Source organism: Paenalkalicoccus suaedae (assembly GCF_006965545.2).
GTDB classification, from domain to species: Bacteria; Bacillota; Bacilli; order Bacillales; family Salisediminibacteriaceae; genus Paenalkalicoccus; species Paenalkalicoccus suaedae.
Genome location: NZ_CP041372.2, coordinates 3,773,419 through 3,793,611, shown reverse-complemented (window position 1 = coordinate 3,793,611; position 20,193 = coordinate 3,773,419). Strand labels below are relative to the sequence as shown.

Below are 20,193 nucleotides of genomic sequence, written 5' to 3'. Positions count from 1 at the left end.
CCTCCCTTAATATTGGACCTGATCTTCTTTCGATGCTGTTGCGCGTCGAATGAGATACGTCACAATTAAAATTAATACGAGTAAGAAGAACCCTACTGCACTTCCGTAACCAAAGTCATTGGTTCTAAAAGCAAGCTTATACATATAGGACGCCATTACTTCACTGGCACCACTTGGTCCTCCATCCGTCATTACGTAGATTAAGTCAAAGTACTTTAAAGATCCGATAACAGCTAACACAACGGTTACCTTCATCACACCAGCAATTAAAGGTAGCTTGATTTTATAGGCGATTTGAAAAGGCGTAGCACCATCAATTTTTGCAGCTTCCTCAAGCTCGGCCGGAATATTTTTAAGCGCTGCATAGTAAATGATGATGTAAAATCCTGCATACTGCCAAATGATCGGGATGAAGATAGCAAACAAGACAATGCTTGTATCTGATAGCCAAAGCGGCGGATTTTCAATACCAACAGACGTTAAAAATCGATTCATTACTCCATTTGTAGGATGGTAAATACGTAGCCATAGCTGCGCAATAGCAACGGAGGAAAGAAGCATAGGGATTAGGTAAATCTTTCTGAATAGGTTTGCTCCTTTTACATTACTTGCAAGTATTAAGGAAATAGCTAAGTAGAGCACTAAGCTTCCAACCGAAAAGAGTGCTAGAAGTAGTGAGTGGTAGGCACTTCGCCAAAACATTCCATCAGAGAGTAAAGCAGTATAATTTTCAAGACCTACAAATGTCATTGCACCAATTCCGTCCCAATCCATCAGACCGTAATAAGCAGTCAGCACAATCGGAACGTATATGAGAACGAGCAGAATCAGAAGTGCAGGTAGTGTATACAAGGCAATAACACGTTTATCGGACATAATATGATTCACTTAAGATCACTCCATTCGGATAAAAGAAAAATGTCCCATATATTCACGAGGAACATATGGGACGATTAGGGGGCTTATTCGTCGGCTTGTAGCGCGTTCTCGTGTTCTTCAGCGAATTCTTCAGGTGTTACGGCTTCGCCAAATAGAGATTGAATCATATTAAGATGCGTTTCAGCTACGGAAGAGCTCATTTGAACATCCGCGAATAGCGTGATGCTTGAAGCGTTGTTAAGCTCATCTAGTACACTGATAAATAGGTCTGGAAGGTCTACTTCGTCCGTATTTACTTGTGTACCAGGGATAACTCCAGCGTCTTCAACAGAGCGTTTGCCCCACTCTTCTGTAAAGTAAGCAACAAATTCCTTCGATTCTTCTTTTACATCCGAATTCTCGGCTACGAATAGTCCTACACCAGGTCCACCAACCCAGCCGTTGATATCTCCTTCGCCACCCTCAACCTCAGGGAACTTGAAGAAATCAATGCTATCGCGGAACTCTTGTGGTACTTCTTCGTTTGTTGTGTAGTTAGGAAGGTCCCAAGATCCGATCAAGTACATAGCAGCATTACCGTTCATAAATTCTGCTTTCGCTTCTTGATCTGATAGACCGTTAAAACCTGGGATAAATGCATCGTGCTCAACCATTTCTTGAATGCCTTCAGCAGCAGCGATTAGGCGCTCGTCGTTAAAGGAGCCACTGCGATCAATAGCAGAGTTAAGTGCATCTGCGCCACCAATACGATCAGCTAAATACATGTACCAAAGGGATCCCGTCCAGCGGTCGCGGTTACCAAGTGCAATTGGTGTCACGCCTGCTTCGACAAGCGTATCAATTGTATTTAAGAAATCATCATACGTCTCAGGAACACTCACGCCATGCTCTTCAAAGATTGCTGTGTTATAAAAAACAGGAGCGATGTTAAGCTCAAGTGGGAGTGCATACGTTTGGTCGTTGATTGAATACGCTTCCAAAGTACCGGCAACAAAATCATCGCGGAAGCCATCTTCTAACACGTCATCAAGTGGAGCAAACAGTTCGCCATTTACATATGGCTCTAAGAATCCTGCTGCCCATGTCATCCCAACGTCAGGTAACTGGTTAGAGGAAGAAACAACTTGAAGCTTGTTTTTGTACTGCTCGTTCTCAAGTACTTCTAATTCAACCGTGACGTGAGGGTGCATTTCTTCAAATTCTGAAATAATATCCGTTACAATTCGGTGATGGTCAGGTGAGCTTCCAGCTGGCCATAAGTGCATGAAATCAATCGTGACATCCTCTTGAGCTGGCTCATTCGCACTTGCTGCTGCATCATCCGCAGGTGCCTCATTATTGCCACCGCCTCCACAGGCAGCTAACAGTGTTACAGCAGAAAGAGTAAGTGCAGGAATCAACGCTTTCTTTTTCATTTCATTTCCCCCTAGCAATTTAGTGTAACGTCAGTATAGCAAGGATGAAAGCGCTTTATAAGGTAACGATGATTAGTCAAAGTACCACTTTGATTTGGTGAATAAACAAAGATTTTAACCATCCTCACGGCTCAGTTTTCGATACTTACTAGGAGTCGTTTTTTCATACTCTTTAAAGAGTTGAATGAAGTATTTAGCTGTCTGATAGCCGACGCGTTCAGCGATTTCTCCAATAGGCAAATCGGATGTTAAGAGTAAGGTTTTTGCTTTTTGCAGTCTTTTTTTAGTTAAATATTCGCTGAATGTCATCCCAACATGATCTTTAAACAAAACACTAAAATAGCTTGGGTTTAAATGAACCTCCTGTGCGACATCCTTTAAGCTACATTTCTCGTGAAGGCGTGTGTGAATGACTTCTACAGCAGTTGCGATGGATGGGGGGAGCTCCTGATTTGTCATCTCTTCTTCCGCCATCACTTTCTCTACCTGTCCAACTCGTTGAAGCTGCGCTTTCGCCGCAAGTGCTTGCTTAACCGCATCTAAGAACTCGTCTTTTTTAACAGGCTTAAGTAAATAATCATGGACGCCCATTGTCAATGCTTTATGGGCGTAATCGAACTCCGAATAAGCAGAAATTACAATATATGTCGGAGCTCGTCCCAACGCTTTCACTGCTTCGATTAATTCGAGACCAGTCATCTCAGGCATGCGAATATCTGTGATTAATAAATCAACGTCATGATCATTTATAAAGTTGAGCGCTTCCTGCGCATTTTCGGCAGTAGTAACGTGAAGGAGGTAATCTTCCCAGGCATCTAATCGTCGTTTTAGGCCGTCGCGTGATTTTGGCTCATCATCCACGATCAGTACGGTTGGTGTTTTCATGCTGCTTCTCCTCCTTTGGTAATATGAATAAGACGCGAGTCCCTTCTCCAAGTACACTTTCGATAATTAAATCCTTATGTGCAGAATCTGGATAGGAAAGGATTAATCGCTGATAGAGATTCCGCATAGCAAGTCCAGTTCCCTTGGAATACGGGGTGGATGTACTTGTATGCAAGGATTGCTGTAGTTCTAATAGTTCGTCCTGAGACATGCCACGACCGTTATCTATGACTTCAATTTCCATATACGTAGGTTGTTCTGCCTGTCTAATAATGACGCGTACGTCGCCACCTTTATCCGTTGATTCAATGCCATGTAAGAGTGCATTCTCAATAACGGGTTGAACAAGTAATTTCGGAATTAAGTAGGAGTAAAATTCTTCTGGAAGCTCGATAGTCCAAGACAGCTTATCGTCAAACCGAAGCTTCATAATTTGCATATATCGCTCTGTATGCTGTAGCTCTTCTTTAAGAGTTACAGTCTCCTCACCGTCCTTAGAGGCAATCGTATAGCGGAAGAGGTCGGATAGCGAAATAATCATATCTGCCATTTCTTCATCGCGTTCCTCAAGCGTCCAATGAATCGCTCCAAGTGTATTGTACAAAAAGTGCGGATTGATCTGTGCCTGAAGTGCTTTAAGCTCCGCCTTCGTACTAAGGAGTTCTTTCTCGTACACCGTTTTGATTAAGTGATTCGTTGTTTCAACCATTTTATTATACGTTTCGTTCAGCTCGGCCACCTCTTTCGTGGAGGAGAATCGCTGACTTTTCTTCAATGCTCCAAGTGTCCCAAAGCGCATGGCGTGAGTTAAGTGCTTCAAGGGCTTCGCGATATGGTTAGAAACAATGATAGAGGCTACCATAAAAATAAATAGCCCAATGATACCAGCAACTAAAATGGCTGTACCAATACCTGCAATGCCTTGTAGTAGGCTCGAGGTAGGGGTGAAGATGACAAGGGACCAGCCAGTTTGATCTGACTGAGCAGTTGCACGAACGAACTCCTCGCCATCAATTATCGTGACCTCTTGATCATCAAAAAGAATATCCTCTGAAAGAGAGGAAGGGAGGTTACTTACCACTGGCTCATTATATTGGTCTAATACAACGGCAAACTCATTTTGATTATCTAGTGCTTCTGCTGCACCAGAAGGATTAAAGTACGTATTATTCACTTTTGTTAGCAAATATCCTCCTGATCGAAAGTCTTGATCAAATAATGTAATTTGTTTAATGGTTAGAAAAGATTGATCATCTAAAGGGTCTTCACCAGCCCAAATCAGACGACCTCTTGCATCTTGAGCCTCTAAAACAAACTCGTCATCCAACCTCGACGAAAGAGGAAGCTCATTTAATGGGAACAGTCGTCTATCATCGCTAAAATAAAGCTCAAAAGAAGTAAGTCCTGTTACAAATGCCTGATAGCTATTGATAATTTCATTCATAGACTGGCGTTGATTAAATGTTGATTCAATGCCATCTTGTTCATTATTTAACAGTTGTTGAACAGCGGGATCAGTCGATATTTGGCTCGTAATCATTTCTATAGTCTCGAATTGAGAGTCGATTCGTCCTAGTGCTTGAGCAGCTGTTTGTTCAATTTGACCTCGTGCATTATCCTTAATGATCTCTGACACTAAACTATATGTGAGAGCTCCTACACTAATTAGTACAATCAGCATCACAAAAGCAAAGATAAACAAAATTTGATTTCGTAGCGTATTCTTTGGTCGCTTCACGCTGTGACCTCCTTCTAGGAGACTTATGTGCTTCTTATTGTACGTTACGTGAAGGAGAGACTCACGTTTTTTTTAAGAAAGGTTGTCAGAAGCGATCGGTAAGAGTCGATCGTCTAAGCCGATATATGTGCTCGTTTCATCGTGTACCTCAGATAGTGTGAGGAAGGTGATTTCGTTTGGTAAAAGCTCTAATGCTATCGACAAAGTACCATCAGTTGTGGAAATAGTTGTCGTTTCAACCGAAGGCATATCATGTCGTTTTAGGATTTCGACCTGTTGTTTCGTTGGAAATCGAGGGCGACCGAGCTGTCTCCATACACGGAAAGGATTACCGGCGTACTCATTTACGCGCTCCTTTTCTAAGAAATAAGACTGTCCTCTTACCTCTAATTCATATGCTAGTTTACGAACATCCTTCTTTTGGCCAGTTGGGTTCCAGGCTAATATAGTAATATCTCCGTTTGATTTGTTAGTGACAATCATATAATCGTCTTGATAAAGAATGTCCGATCCAAGATTTCGAACGAAGCGAAATAAGTGGTAGGTAGGTTTTTTAATGCTGTGCAAGGCAACAAGACCAAAGCCTCCGTGAAAAACCGATCGTGGCACATCGTATTCTTCAAATACATCACTGAATGTCCAATACGAAAAAGAATCTGCGACTTTGTGTAAATTCGTTAAGACAGGCGCTAAATAGGCTGCGTTATATGGCAAATCGTGAATTTGGCAAATAGGGCTGTAAGACGTATTATATTCCGTAATATGAAAGGGACGATCAGCGTAACCAGCCTTATTTATTTGTTCTCTCACAGGTTGTAACTGATCAAAAAAGTCTGATGGTGGCGCAAGTTCTTGATAATAGTAGTCTGGCGTTTTTTTATTAGGTGGCTTAGATGTATAGGCATGTCTAGAGACGAAGTCCACTCGTACCTGATTTTTTGTACAGAAAGCTAAGAAGTCATCGATCCACTCATCGGATCCACCACAAATAGCAGGCCCTCCTACCAACAGCTGTTCATCTGCCTGATGGATAGCCTTTACTGTATGTTTATATAGCTTTAAATAAGCCTCTTTATCGGCATTTTCCCAAAAGTTAATAAGGTTTGGTTCGTTCCAGATTTCAAACGGCCATGTGCGAACTTCGTCATGTCCATATCGTTTAAGTAAGTGCATAACGGTTTCATAAACGAGATCTTCCCATTTATTATAGTCGGCAGGAGGAGTCACATTGCCCTTCCAATAAAAGATTGTTTGTTCTCCAGAAGCAATCGCCTTAGGCATGAATCCAATCTCAATAAATGGCTTTAATCCAACTTCCAAAAATAAATCAAAGACGCGATCTAAATAGGTGAAATTATAAAATGAACTTACACCATCCTCTGTTTCTATCTCTCTATAAATTGCAAGGTCTTCGTGAAAGAGACCATGCCCTCTAATATACGAAAACCCTATATCCTGTTGGACAAGTCTTAAATGTTTTGCATATTCTTCTTGTAACGCTAAACCAAGTCTTCCAGTACCAATACAATGTCTAAATTGAGCAGGGAGTTCTTCGACTTTAGAATGTGGGATTCTGATCGTAGTCATGCAATTTCCTCCTTAAGAATGCCTGCATTTTTTTTAGTAGTATCACTTCTTGATATCGCATCACTTGCTATTTTCGAGGAGATAAAGATAAATAGTCCGATGGGCAGAATAGGTAACAAACCGGGAATTAGCATGATTAACTGATAGATTGTGTAAGCAACAAGTACCATAGCAAATGTATGGATAGGGCGATGAAAACTTAACAACAATGCGGTCTTATAATAATTTTTGAGTGGTAATTCTTTTAACACATAGAGTGGTAGCGCATACAAAATGGTTAAGATTAAAAGAGCTAATGCAACGGTAGAAGCAACGATTATGCCATAAAATAACAAGCCGTCTATTTGCATGGCATATCGAAAGTTTATATATAACACATTACTGATCGCAAGAAGAGGTAGAAAAAGAATATTTGAACGAATAAAGTTATTTTTATACTGAGAGAAGAACGTTTTTAAAATAGAAAGATCACCTTTACCAGTTGCCCAGTTAGCGGCAACTTTGTATGCAGCAACTGTTGCTGGTGCAATTCCAAATAACAGAAGTCCAGGTATTAAGGAAATTATCCAGAGAAACTGAACATATACAACCCTTGTTATAAACTCCATTACCTCATACGACCACTTCATAATTCCACGGAGCTCCATTCTATCTCCTCCAAATATAGTTAGTTTATTGATTAGTTTAATACAGCATACTACAATTCGGTCATTTTTGAAAAGTTTCACTTTTTCTTCTAATTAGATTGTTTTACGAATAAACTTAGTGTATGATAACTGACATACTAGTTCGGTCACTTTTTTTATTTCTTGCTTGCCGGACGTAGATATTTTTTTGACTTTCTCAAAAAAGTAAGAGAGGGGGCTCGGTTGACCGCAATAATGTAAGCGTTTTAATAAAAGGTTTTTAATTTATTATTCTGAGGAGGATACAAGTAATGAAGGGAAACAAGCTTGTTTTATCTGCTATCAGTATGTCAGCTCTAGTAATGCTCGCCGCTTGTGGAAATGATGAATCAGAAGCACAAGAGGATGGAGTAGTGACAATGACTACAGCCAGAACGCTTGGAGACGATACCGTTTTTAGATCAGGTGAGGATGTAAATAATAACCCTGTGGTTAATTGGGCTCGAGATGACCTTGGCTTAAACATAGATACAATATGGACCGTTCCGAACGATGAGCAATACAATACAAGACTTCGTCTTTCCATGTCGTCGGGAGAATCACTGCCAGATGTGTTTTTAGTATCTGACGGTCAACTTAAAGCGGATTTAATTGAATCAGGAATGGTGCAGCCAATTGAAGATGCGATTGAAGAGCATGCATCGGATCGATTAAAAGAAATTTTTGATCAATTCCCTGAGGCATTCTATCCATCTACTAACGAGGATGGCGTACGTTACGGTATACCGCGACTGTCTGGTGGCAATGGATCAGATCCATTACTATGGGTAAGGCAAGATTGGTTAGATAATTTAGGACTTGAAATTCCAGAAACGCTAGAAGAGATGGAAGAGGTTATGGATGCTTTTGTTAATCAGGATCCTAATAATTCAGGTGCTGACGACACAATTGGAGTTTCACTCGCAACAATGAACGGAATGGCGACATGGCTTGCTGATAGTAGTTGGATTTTTGGAGCTTACGGTGACTTTTTACCTGGACATTGGTCTCCGGATGCGAGCGGAGAACTTGTTTATGGGACGGTTCAACCGTCTATTAAGGATGGACTAGAGACACTTAACGATTGGTTTGAAAGCGGTTACTTAGATCCGGAGGTCGGAATTTTAGATGAAGAGAATGCTATTGAGCAGTTTGTAGCAGGTAATGCTGGATTTTTATCAGCTCCTCCATGGGGAGACGGTTGGCCGATCGGGGATGTGGTTGAAAATGATCCGGATGCTGTTGTAGTTCCGATGGCATTGCCGTCTGGAGAAGGTGGGCAGACTGGTCGACGCGGTGAAGGCCTTATTACAGGATCCTTTTTATTTAATTCTGAGTTTGAGCACATTGACCGTTATTTTGAGTACTTAGATGAGATTTATGGGTTTACGCTCGGTGAGTCCGACTATTTTGCAGATGGTATGTTCGAAGGCTATGACTTTATCTATGACGAAAACGGCGAAGTAGTCTATGACTATGATGCTATTGAAGCAGAAGCTGGTGAGCAACGCGTCGATCCGGGTCGCTACATGATTACTCGGAACGTTCCAACGATTCCATTTATGCTTTACGATTTAGCATCTGAGTTTCATGAGACAGATCGTGAGCCAGAAAATGCTTACGAATATGGTATCGCATCAAATAATGCATCCTATTTAGAAGCGGCTCACATTGTGAAGGAGCAGGATGAGCATCGCATCGAGAATATGTTCACTGGGGCACCTACAGCAACGATGTCCGATCGCTCCGAGCACCTCGATCGCTTAGAGCAGGAAATGATTGTAGACATCATCTATGGAAACCGTCCGTTAGATTACTTTGACGAATTTGTTGAGCAGTGGAGATCTTCTGGCGGTGATCAAATTACAGAAGAAGTCAATGCGTGGTATGACGAAGTAACGTCAGGTAATTAAAGAAAGAAGGGCTGTTCTTCCTCCATTAAGACAGCCCTTTTTATAAAGGTTGTGTAGGAAAGGAAAGTCATGCTTTATACATAAGAGGGAGGTTAGAAGATGGCAAAACCAAAGAGTAAACCCTCATCGCCACAACGATGGGACTTTAAACAAACGTGGCCTCTGCACGTTTTAGTGTGGCCCGCTGTTATCGTCGCTCTTGTATTTCAATATGGACCTATGTTTGGGATTGTGATGGCCTTTCAAGATTATCGACCTTGGTTAGGGTTTTTAGGCTCCGAGTGGGTAGGCTTCAAGCACTTCATTACAATGTTTGAGTACGATTACGCAAGGCAAGTTATTTGGAATACGTTAGTCATTTCTGTATTAAAGCTCGTTTTTGGTCTGATCGTTCCTTTAGCTTTCGCCCTTCTATTAAACGAAGTGTATCATATGAAATTTAAACGAACGGTTCAGACCATTGTTTACTTACCATACTTCTTATCGTGGGTTATTTTAGGAGGCATGCTCATTGATATCTTGTCCCCAACTGGAGGGATTATCAATCAGTTTTTAGGTATTTTTGGAATTGATCCGATCTTTTTCTTAGGAAGTAATGATTGGTTTAGAACAACGGTTGTAATCAGTGACCTTTGGAAGGAAACAGGCTTTAATACGATTGTCTTTTTAGCGGCGATCACGGTCGTAAACCCAAACTTGTATGAAGCGGCTGTTGTCGATGGCGCTAATCGTTGGAAGCAAACATGGCATATTACGCTACCATCGATGAGACCGATTATTATTGTAGTGGCAACACTGTCATTAGGTAATATTTTGAATGCTGGTTTTGACCAGATCTTTAACTTATATAATCCGCTCGTTTATCAAACTGGGGACATTATTGATACTTACGTATACAGGGTTGGACTAGTTAGCGGAGACTTTAGCTATGGTACCGCTGTAGGGTTATTTAAATCCTTTATTGGATTGATTCTTATCGTATTGGGTTACCATTTAGCCTATCGCTATGCGAACTGGAGAATATTTTAAGGGGGGATTACCGTGCATCATAAGACCAAGGGCTACAAGATATTTACCATATTCAACTATGCATTTATGATCATTGTTTCATTTTTGTGCTTGTTTCCACTCATACACATTTTAGCGGTATCTCTCAGCGGATCGGCTCCAGCTACTGCAAACATCGTAGGGCTATGGCCAGTCGATTTTACGATCGATGCGTATGAGAGAACACTTGCAAACGAGAACTTTTTACGTGCTCTCTGGGTATCTGTGAATCGGGTAGTGTTAGGGACAATTGTGTCGATGGGATTACTGTTATGTGCAGCCTATGCATTATCTAAAAGTGATCGTGACTTTAAAGGTAGAAAAATTTACATGTGGTTTTTTGTATTTACGATGCTCTTTAATGGAGGGCTTGTACCAACGTATATTGTTGTCACACGACTTGGATTAGGAGACTCCATTTGGGCATTAGTTCTACCGCCTGCCATTAACGCGTTCAATATGATTTTACTACTTAATTTTTTCCGAACGTCTGTACCTAAGTCTTTAGAGGAATCAGCGTTTATTGATGGGGCGGGTCATTTTAAAATCTTCCTCAAAATCTATTTACCTATCTCTGTCCCGGCCATTGCAACTATCTCCCTATTTACGATGGTGTTCCACTGGAACTCATGGTTTGACGGGCTTATCTATAATACAAATGCAGCCAATTACCCTCTGCAAACCTTTTTACAAACAATCGTTGTTCAGCAAGATTTTTCAAACGTAGATGTCGATGCCGAAATGATGCGAAATCTCTCCCAGCGAACCGTTCAAGCGGCTCAAATTTTTATTTCCGCCTTACCGATGCTAATTGTGTACCCATTCTTACAGAGATTCTTTGTGAAAGGAATTGTACTTGGAGCAGATAAAGAATAGGAGGAGTAACGATGACAGTATCTTTTTATCCAGACATTAAAACGGTATCAGGTGTGAATAATAGCCATGCAACAAGCTATAGGGCGTGGCTACAATACACATTTATTACATCAACGACATACAGAGAGCAAGTGATGAGTCTTCTTAAAGAAATGGAGTGTCTAAATGGAAGTGACATAAGTGAATCCATTGAACAGGAGTGGACGTTCGCAATTCGTAAGATGATAGGCTTTCAGCCAGCGGTTGTCCCTGAAGTAAAAGGGAATGGACTTCGAATCGTCTATGTGGATAGCATGGAGAAGGAAGCTTTTCATATAAAAAATGAGGATGGGATTCAAATACTTGCTGGTGGTGAAGCGGGAGCACTTTACGCCGTGTTTACGTTACTTAGGCATATTCAACGTCAAGGGGATTTACACTCTTTAAATATGAAGGAGAAGCCAGCGAATCCACTTCGTATTATTAATCATTGGGACAACATGGACGGATCTGTTGAGAGAGGCTATGCTGGAGAATCTATGTTTTACCGAGATGATTCTTTTAGAGAAAATATTGTAAGGTGGAAGGATTATGCACGTCTACTCGCTTCAGTAGGAATAAACGCTGTTTCAATTAACAATGTTAATGTCCATAAAGTAGAGTCTTATTTAATCACCGAGCGTTATTTAAAAGATGTTGCACGAGTTGCTGATATCTTTCGCGCTTACGGAATTAGATTACTGCTTAGCATAAACTACGCTTCGCCAATGGAAGTTGGAGGATTAACACATGCAGACCCTCTTGAAGAGGATGTAGCGGCTTTTTGGAAGCAAGCATTTGATGATGTTTATCAAGCTATTCCTGATTTTTTGGGAGTTGTTGTAAAGGCAGACTCTGAAAATCGACCGGGACCGTTTACGTATGGACGTACTCACGCAGAAGGGGCAAATATGCTTGCTGATGCGATTGCCCCGCATAACGGGATTGTTATTTGGCGGTGTTTTGTTTACGACTGTCATCAGGACTGGAGAGATAGAACAACAGATAGAGCGCGTGCGGCCTATGATCACTTCATGCCCCTAGATGGTGCATTTAAAGACAACGTGATTTTACAAATCAAAAATGGACCAATGGATTTTCAAGTAAGGGAGCCTGTTTCGCCTCTTATTGGCGCTCTTAAGCAAACAAATGTAATTGTTGAATTTCAGCTTGCTCAAGAGTATTTAGGACAGCAACGTCATGCAGTCTATCTATTGCCACAGTGGAAGGAGATATTAAATTTTGATACTGGCCATGAAGGAGAAGGAACATTCGTAAAGGATATTGCAAGTGGGAAAACGTATAACCCAACACATAGTGGTATAGCAGCTGTTGGTAACTTAGGCGACGATTATAATTGGACAGGGCACACATTAGCCCAGGTCAACCTTTATGGATATGGCCGCTTAACATGGGACCCTACTTTAAATGAGGATGATATTTTATCGGAGTGGTCTGATCTCACTTTTGGTCAAGAAGAGCACATACAACAATTACTTGAAGCGATTCTTTTACCGTCATGGCTAACCTACGAACGTTATACATCTCCGTTAGGTATAGGCTGGATGATTAATCCGGGCCATCATTATGGACCAAATATTGATGGGTATGAATATGATGCTTGGGGGACCTATCACTTTGCTGATCGTAATGGACTTGGTGTGGATCGCACAGTGGAGACTGGGACAGGGTATACCTCTCAGTATGCAGAGCAGAATGCTAAGATTTATAATGATCCAAACACATGTCCAGAGGAACTACTATTATTTTTCCACCATATGCCTTATAACTATGAGTTAACAAGCGGAAAGACGATCATTCAGCATATTTATGACACTCATTTTGAGGGTGTAAAAGGTGTAGAAAGCATGGTCGCAAATTGGGAGGCTCTAGAAGGGAAAATAGATGATAAACGCTTTAGCGATGTATTAGAGAGACTTAAGCACCAGCTATCTCATGCGATAGAATGGAGAGATATCATAAACACCTACTTCTATAGGAAGTCAGGAATAAAGGACATCCATCAAAGAAAAATCTACGAATAAGGAGGCAGCCTATGCAACCTAGCTACGGAAAGCCTAAGCAATCTATTAGAGAGTCTATTTATAAAATGATGAGAGATAAGATTCTCACCATGGAGCTTGAACCAGGCCGGAAGCTATCCGAAAAAGAATGGTCACAAAAGCTTGAAGTTAGCCGCACCCCTGTACGCGAGGCTTTTTTGAAGCTCTCAGAAGAGGGGCTTTTAGATATTGTTCCTCAGAGTGGCAGTGTCGTTGCCAGGATTGATCTCGCAATTGTAGAGGAGGGCAGGTTTGTACGTGAGCAGTTAGAAACGGCAATTGTCCGCGAAGCTTGTCACTCTTTACCTCCCGAATTTGCACGTAAAATCGAGGAGAACTTACTATTACAGGACTTTAATCATGTAGAGGATCCAAGAACAATGTTTACTCTGGATGAGGCGTTTCACCAACTACTATTTTTAGCGAGTAAGAAAGGGCGTTCTTGGGAGATGTCTAAACAAATGAATACGCAGTTTGAGCGAATACGAATGCTTAGACTTCGATCAGAGTCATTAGACTGGGGTAATTTAGTTGAGGATCATAAAGAAATATTCCGACTTATTTTAGAGAAGGATGAGATTGCTGCAGCGGAGCGGATGAAACAACATTTACGCCTAGTGGATTTTGAGAAAGGGGCAATCATGTCTGAGTATCCTAATTACTTTATCACTCATATAGAAGGGGCTGAGGGCAAAAGTGAATATGACTCTAAGGTGGTTTGGCCATCTTGACGATAGTGTAACACTAAAGCAAATCAAGCAAATACCTAAAGTAGGTGGAATCGTCGGCACGTTAAACGACCTTAAAGCTGGGGAAGCTTGGCCGTTATCACGTATTAGAGCACTTCATCGGGAGGTCACTTTAGAAGGATTCTCACTTGAGGTAATCGAGAGTGTCAATATACATGAAGACATTAAACTAGGATTACCGTCACGGGACAAATATATCGAAGCGTATATTGAGACTATTCGTCGTTTAGCATCTGTTGGTGTAAAAGTGATTTGTTATAATTTTATGCCAGTGTTTGATTGGACTAGGTCCGACTTAGCCAAGGTGTTACCTGATAAATCGACAGTTCTTGCTTATGAACGCGCAAAGGTAGAAGCGATCGATCCAAATAGTTTATTAAGTCATCTAACAGGGGGGGCTGGTGGCTTCTCTTTACCAGGATGGGAGCCTGAACGTTTGCAAGAAATTGTCCCCCTCTTAGAGGCATATCAACACATCACCGAGGAGCAGCTCTTTTTAAACCTTACCTATTTTTTAGAAAAGACGGTGCCAGTCGCAGCAGAATGTGGAGTGAAACTTGCCATCCATCCAGATGATCCACCTTGGCCAGTATTTGGATTACCTCGTATTGTCAAAAATAAGAGCGACCTTATACGAATTATTGAAGCTGTTGATCATCCCTCGAACAGTTTGACGTTATGCAGTGGTTCATTGGGAGCAAGCTTAACCAATGATTTATCAGATATTTTTCAAACATTTTTAGAGCGAGACAGAGTAGCCTTTGTCCACCTTCGTAATATTCGTCATGAGCCTAATGGAGATTTTTATGAAACGGCTCACTGCGATGAGGCAGGATCGGTACCAATGACACATTTAATCAAGCTTTTATCAACGTACAACTATCAAGGCTTCATTCGCCCGGACCATGGACGTATGATTTGGGGAGAGAAAGCACGACCTGGCTATGGCCTTTATGATCGTGCGTTAGGTGCTATGTATATTCAAGGGCAATGGGATTCTTTTGCAAACCAAAGAGAGGGGCGTAGCGAATATGAGACGTCACGAAACGCTTAAAGGAAAGGTAGCCGTCGTCACAGGAGGTGGTGGAGTTCTCTGTGGCTCTATGGCTAAACTTCTTGCTCAAAATGGAATGAAGGTAGCTGTACTTAATCGAACGCAAGAAAAAGCAGAGGCTGTCGTAGATGCTATTACTTCAGCTGGTGGAGAAGCCCTTGCTGTAGCTTGTGATGTAACCGACGAAGAGAGCGTAAAAGCGGCTTGTGAACAAGTAGTTGCAACGTATAATAGGGTAGACGTACTTATTAATGGAGCTGGTGGCAATCATCCAGATGGTTCTACAACTAATGAGACTTTCCAGACAAACGATCTAGAAGATGCATCCCTAAAAACATTCTTTGATCTAAAGGTGGAGGGGTTTAGACATGTCTTTGATGTGAATTTTATCGGCTCTTTTCTACCAACTCAGGCGTTTGCTAAGCATATGATTGAAGGTGGAGGGTCCATCATTAACATCTCCTCAATGAGCGCGCCATCTCCTATGACAAAAGTGCCCGCATACAGTGGAGCTAAGGCAGCTATTGATAACTTTACACAGTGGTTAGCTGTACATTTTGCAAATCAACACATTCGCGTAAATGCCATTGCACCTGGATTTTTTCTCACCGATCAAAACAGGCGTGCTTTAACAAACGAAGATGGTAGTCCTACAGAACGATCGGAAAAGATTTTGGCGCACACACCGATGAAACGATTAGGGGAAGCATCTGACTTACATGGAGCACTATTGTTTCTTGTGGACGATACATACAGTGGGTTTGTCACGGGGATTACGATGCCTGTTGATGGTGGATTTATGGCGTATTCTGGTGTGTAGAGAATTCTTTTATGAACGCAAAACAGGCGAATCATGTGCGCATGATTCGCCTGTTTTGTTATGACTAGAAAAACGTAACTATTTAAATTGTTTTAGCCGTAGCACTACCTTCAAACTGCTTCGTCAAAAAATGTTCAATCGTAAATGCAGTTAGTCCAAGCGCAGTTGCATACTGATAGTTATCACTGAATAAAATCTCTGTATCCGTGCGCAGCTCAGGAAGGGTTTGCTCCTCAATGACCTTCATGAGATGTGGCAGTAAGTAAGCTTTGGCCTTTGCAAGACGATTACCAATAATAATTCGCTCAGGGTTAAAGGTATGAATGATATTCGTTAGTCCAACTCCTAAGTAATGACCGATTGTTTCGAATGCTTCTCTTGTACCTTGATCTGTCTCGGCTTTAACAAGTAATTTCTCCAAATCAGGTACATCATCTTGGAACGTATTTAATAACGACATTTCGGATGCGTACATTTCAAAGCAGCCACGATTGCCGCAGCGGCACTTGTCTCCACCTTCCACGATAGTGGTGTGTCCGATCTCGCCTAAAAAGCCGTTAGCACCTCTAACTAATGAACCGTCTAAAACGACACCAACACCTATTCCAATGCCTGCGCTCACATAGATGAAATGTTCATTTAACTTTGCTGCTCCAAACGTTTTTTCCCCATACGCACCGGCATTTGCCTCGTTCTCAATAATAACTGGCACGTTGTACTGATCCTCAAAAATCTCTTTAATATTTGACTGAACCCAGTCCAAATTAGGGGTGCTTAATATAGCGCCGTCTTTATTTACAAGTCCAGGAATACCAAACCCAATTCCGATGAGATCAAATGGAGACTCATTCATGTTAGACATGCACGTGTCGATCATGGACTTAATCTCCATCACTGTCCGAGTGAAGTCGTTCGTGTTAAATGGTTTATGGATGTGGTGAATAATGGTCCCGTGTAGATCAGTGAGGACCGTCAGGATGTAATTGACCCCAATGTCGCAGCTGATCGTGTAGCCAGCCTTCTCATTAAATTGGAGCATTAGCGGACGTCTACCTCCGCTTGATTTACCTAGACCTGTCTGATAGATGTACTCCTCTGCGATCAATTCTTCGACTAGGGACGAAACGGTAGCCTTTGTTAATCCAAGCGTTTGTGCGAGCTCTGCTCTTGAAATAGGCTCTAATTGACGGATAGATGTTAAAACGATCGATTTATTGGTAAGCTTTACAGCCTGCTGATAGTTAGCCATGTCATCTTCTCCTTACATTGTTTAGTCATTGCATAGTTTTGGTTATCTATTTTTGTTCTATACCTTGATAGATTGTTAAGAAGGTCTATCTGCCTAACGGATATGAAAAGAATAATACTCCTATCATACGCTATTTTCTGTACTTTTACCTAGTGAAAGAAAGCGGTTAAATTAATTTTGATTTACTTAGTTAATTCAATGGACAAACTAAGTATACCCTGCTACACTAATCGTATCAAGACGAATTTAACTTACTTATTCGGAGGGATCTACAATGACGAAAACAACAACTACTTATTTTAAGGACGTACCTACGATTCAATACGAGGGAGCAGCGTCTACAAACCCATACGCATTTAAATATTACAATCCAGACGAAGTAGTCGGTGGCAAAACGATGGCAGAACAGCTACGTTTTTCTGTTGCATACTGGCATACATTAACACAAGATGGTGCTGACCCATTTGGAGCAGGTACAGCAAAGCGTCCATGGGATCATCTATCTGGTATGGATCAGGCAAAAGCGCGTGTAGAAGCGGCATTTGAATTTATTGATAAAGTGCAGGCGCCATTCTTCTGTTTCCACGATATCGATATTGCACCAGAAGGATCAACTCTTGCTGAAACAAATAAAAACTTAGACGTCATTGTTGCGATGATCAAGGACTACATGCAAACATCAAACGTGAAGCTACTTTGGAACACGGCGAACATGTTTACGCACCCACGTTTTGTGTCAGGTGCAGGGACTTCTTCAAATGCAAATGTATACGCTTACGCTGCGGCGAAGGTGAAAAAGGGACTTGAGGTAGGAAAAGAGTTAGGTGCCGAAAACTATGTTTTCTGGGGCGGAAGAGAAGGGTATGAATCCTTGCTTAACACAGATTTAAAGCTAGAGCTTGATAACCTGGCTCGCTTCTATCATATGGCAATCGCATACTCAAAGGAAATTAATTTTAACCCACAATTCCTTATCGAGCCGAAGCCAAAAGAGCCTTCTACGCATCAATATGACTTTGATGTAGCGACTGCTACAGCGTTCCTTCACCAGTACGACCTGCAGGACCACTTTAAGTTTAATATTGAGGCTAACCACGCGACGCTTGCTGGTCATACGTTCGAGCATGAGCTACGCACAGCTCGTATTCAAGGAATGCTCGGATCTGTGGATGCAAACCAAGGTGACCCACTATTAGGATGGGACACAGATGAATTCCCAACAGACCTTTATTCTGCAACACTTGCTATGTACGAGATCTTAAAGAACGGTGGTTTAGGCAAAGGTGGTCTAAACTTTGATGCAAAAGTACGTCGTGGCTCCTTTGATCCAGAGGATCTCTTCCACTCCCATATTGCAGGAATGGACAGCTTCGCAATTGGTCTTAAAGTAGCGAACAAAATGATTGAGGATAACTTCTTTGAATCAATCGTTGGAAAGCGTTATGAAACCTTCCAAGAGGGTATTGGTAAGAAAATTGTAGAAGGTAAAACAGATTTCCATGAGCTAGAGAAACACGCACTAGGTCTTGGTGAGATTGATCATGCGTCTGGTCAGGTCGAAAAAATTAAAGCGCAACTCAACAATTATTTACTACGAGTAAATCAACTATAAGAACCAACTTGAGGAGCTGCTCTGACTTTGTGTGGAGTAGCTCCTTTACCTACGAGGGAGGAAGCGAACATGGAATATGTCATTGGAGTCGATCTTGGGACAAGTGCTGTAAAAGTATTAGTTGTAGCTAAAGGCGGAACTGTCGTTTCGTCCGTGAGCAAAAGCTATCCGCTCTATCACGATAAGCCGGGCTATAGCGAACAGGATCCAGATGATTGGGTCAGAGCGACAGTCGAGGCATTAGAGGAAGTATCAGCAAATGTAAATCCAAATGAAATTAAAGGAATTAGCTTCTCGGGTCAAATGCATGGATTGGTGCTACTAGATGATGCGCATAAGCCTTTGCGCCGCGCGATTTTATGGAATGATACGCGGACAACGGAGCAATGCCGATTTATTGAGGATGTGGCTTCAGATATCATTCGTACATCGATTAAAAACCCTGTTCTAGAGGGATTTACGTTACCAAAATTGCTTTGGGTGAAGGAGCATGAACCGGAGATATTTGAGCAAGCGGCAACCTTCGTTTTACCAAAAGATTACGTACGCCTTGCTTTAACTGGCGAGCTTCACATGGAATTTTCTGACGCGGCTGGGACATTGCTTTTAGACGTCGAGAAAAGGGAGTGGAGTCACGCAGTAGCAAATGCCGTTGGCCTTCCTCTATCGCTTTGCCCTCCGCTCATTGATTCACACGAAGTAGTGGGGAGTTTGAAGGCCGATCTTGTTGCAAAAACAGGAATGGCTAGCGCAAAGGTTGTGGCAGGTGGCGCAGATAATGCATGTGGTGCAATCGGAACAGGAATCTTAAAGGAAGGTACGCTCCTAAGTAGCATCGGAACGTCCGGAGTAGTTTTAGCGTTTGAGCAGTCAGCAACAAAGTCATTTAGCGGGACGGTTCACTATTTTGCGCACGCCGCACCTGATGCTCACTACACGATGGGAGTTACTCTTGCAGCCGGACATAGCTTAACATGGCTAAAAGAAACAGCTGCGAAAGAAACGTCATTCGACAACTTAGTGTCATTGGCAGAACAGTCTCCAATTGGTGCAAAAGGGCTTTTATTTACCCCTTACTTATCTGGCGAACGTTCTCCTCACGCGGATTCAGCCATTAGAGGGAGCTTTATAGGCTTACATGCCTCTCACGAAATCGGTGATTTAACTCGCGCAGTCATGGAAGGCATTACGTTTTCTTTAAACGAGTCTGTTGTTGCTTTCCGAGAAGAAGGCATTCAAATCGATCGTGTTATTGCAACGGGCGGTGGTGCTAAAAGTGATGCGTGGATGCAAATGCAGGCTGATATTTATCAAGCAGAGGTCGTTCAGCTCACAAATGAGCAAGGGCCAGGCATTGGTGCCGCTATGCTCGCAGCCTATGGAGTAGGTCTCTATAATTCGTTAGAAAAAATTGCAGACACGTGGACAGAAGTGAAGCGCGTCTATAAGCCAATCCCATCTCAAGTAGAAGCATATGCAGATTTATTTAAGCTTTACCAACGCGTGTACGAAACAACGAAGCAACTAAGCTACGACTTAGAACCCTTCCGTCACGCAGGAGTAATTGCCGAAGATAAGGTAAGCGTCGATTAAATAAGTGTGGTAAAGCCCTTTTCGAGCGAG

At 41.9% G+C, this 20,193-nt stretch carries 16 protein-coding genes; 9 read left to right on the top strand and 7 right to left on the bottom strand.

Going from position 1 to position 20,193, the window contains the following annotated elements:
- Window positions 1-6: 6 nt before the first annotated feature.
- The 6 genes from FLK61_RS19130 to FLK61_RS19105 form a co-directional block, all read right to left on the bottom strand.
- Entirely contained in the window at window positions 7-876 is an 870-nt protein-coding gene (locus FLK61_RS19130; RefSeq protein ID WP_430708827.1) for a carbohydrate ABC transporter permease, read from the bottom strand.
- Between the two features lie 86 nt (window positions 877-962).
- The gene (locus tag FLK61_RS19125) at window positions 963-2,294 is read right to left on the bottom strand and encodes an extracellular solute-binding protein (RefSeq protein ID WP_176010936.1); all 1,332 of its coding nucleotides are present in this window, start codon (window positions 2,292-2,294) and stop codon (window positions 963-965) included.
- Between the two features lie 114 nt (window positions 2,295-2,408).
- On the bottom strand, window positions 2,409-3,179 hold the full coding sequence (locus tag FLK61_RS19120) for a response regulator transcription factor (protein WP_176010935.1): 771 nt from the start codon (window positions 3,177-3,179) through the stop codon (window positions 2,409-2,411).
- Window positions 3,148-4,917: a cache domain-containing sensor histidine kinase gene (locus tag FLK61_RS19115; protein ID WP_249777644.1), complete on the bottom strand. Its 1,770-nt coding sequence runs from the start codon at window positions 4,915-4,917 to the stop codon at window positions 3,148-3,150. Before FLK61_RS19115 ends, FLK61_RS19120 begins: the two co-directional genes overlap by 32 nt.
- Window positions 4,918-4,989: 72 nt before the next feature.
- On the bottom strand, window positions 4,990-6,504 hold the full coding sequence (locus FLK61_RS19110) for a GH39 family glycosyl hydrolase (protein WP_176010934.1): 1,515 nt from the start codon (window positions 6,502-6,504) through the stop codon (window positions 4,990-4,992).
- Entirely contained in the window at window positions 6,501-7,151 is a 651-nt protein-coding gene (locus FLK61_RS19105) for a YesL family protein (protein WP_176010933.1), read from the bottom strand. Before FLK61_RS19105 ends, FLK61_RS19110 begins: the two co-directional genes overlap by 4 nt.
- A gap of 290 nt (window positions 7,152-7,441) precedes the next feature.
- Between FLK61_RS19105 and FLK61_RS19100 the strand changes: the two genes are divergently transcribed.
- From FLK61_RS19100 to FLK61_RS19070, 7 genes are all read left to right on the top strand, one after another.
- Window positions 7,442-9,082, top strand: coding sequence for an extracellular solute-binding protein (locus tag FLK61_RS19100; protein WP_176010932.1), 1,641 nt, complete (start codon window positions 7,442-7,444; stop codon window positions 9,080-9,082).
- 99 nt (window positions 9,083-9,181) lie between these two features.
- Window positions 9,182-10,111, top strand: a complete 930-nt coding sequence (locus FLK61_RS19095; RefSeq protein ID WP_176010931.1) for an ABC transporter permease — start codon at window positions 9,182-9,184, stop codon at window positions 10,109-10,111.
- A 66-nt stretch (window positions 10,112-10,177) separates the two neighbouring features.
- Window positions 10,178-11,005, top strand: a complete 828-nt coding sequence (locus FLK61_RS19090; RefSeq protein WP_430708826.1) for a carbohydrate ABC transporter permease — start codon at window positions 10,178-10,180, stop codon at window positions 11,003-11,005.
- A gap of 11 nt (window positions 11,006-11,016) precedes the next feature.
- Complete coding sequence (locus FLK61_RS19085; RefSeq protein WP_176010929.1) at window positions 11,017-13,068, top strand: alpha-glucuronidase family glycosyl hydrolase; 2,052 nt, start codon at window positions 11,017-11,019, stop codon at window positions 13,066-13,068.
- Between the two features lie 11 nt (window positions 13,069-13,079).
- Window positions 13,080-13,817 (top strand): GntR family transcriptional regulator, encoded by a 738-nt coding sequence (locus FLK61_RS19080; RefSeq protein ID WP_176010928.1) that lies wholly within the window; start codon window positions 13,080-13,082, stop codon window positions 13,815-13,817.
- Window positions 13,783-14,889, top strand: a complete 1,107-nt coding sequence (gene uxuA, locus FLK61_RS19075) for a mannonate dehydratase (RefSeq protein WP_176010927.1) — start codon at window positions 13,783-13,785, stop codon at window positions 14,887-14,889. Before FLK61_RS19080 ends, uxuA begins: the two co-directional genes overlap by 35 nt.
- On the top strand, window positions 14,867-15,709 hold the full coding sequence (locus tag FLK61_RS19070; RefSeq protein WP_176010926.1) for an SDR family oxidoreductase: 843 nt from the start codon (window positions 14,867-14,869) through the stop codon (window positions 15,707-15,709). Before uxuA ends, FLK61_RS19070 begins: the two co-directional genes overlap by 23 nt.
- Before the next feature lie 82 nt (window positions 15,710-15,791).
- Here the strand turns inward: FLK61_RS19070 and FLK61_RS19065 are convergent, their stop codons facing one another.
- Window positions 15,792-16,958, bottom strand: coding sequence for an ROK family transcriptional regulator (locus tag FLK61_RS19065; protein ID WP_176010925.1), 1,167 nt, complete (start codon window positions 16,956-16,958; stop codon window positions 15,792-15,794).
- 274 nt (window positions 16,959-17,232) lie between these two features.
- On the opposite strand from FLK61_RS19065, the gene xylA reads away from it, so the two are divergent.
- The gene (xylA, locus tag FLK61_RS19060) at window positions 17,233-18,570 is read left to right on the top strand and encodes a xylose isomerase (protein ID WP_176010924.1); all 1,338 of its coding nucleotides are present in this window, start codon (window positions 17,233-17,235) and stop codon (window positions 18,568-18,570) included.
- Between the two features lie 69 nt (window positions 18,571-18,639).
- Window positions 18,640-20,163, top strand: a complete 1,524-nt coding sequence (gene xylB, locus FLK61_RS19055; protein ID WP_176010923.1) for a xylulokinase — start codon at window positions 18,640-18,642, stop codon at window positions 20,161-20,163.
- Window positions 20,164-20,193 lie beyond the last annotated feature (30 nt).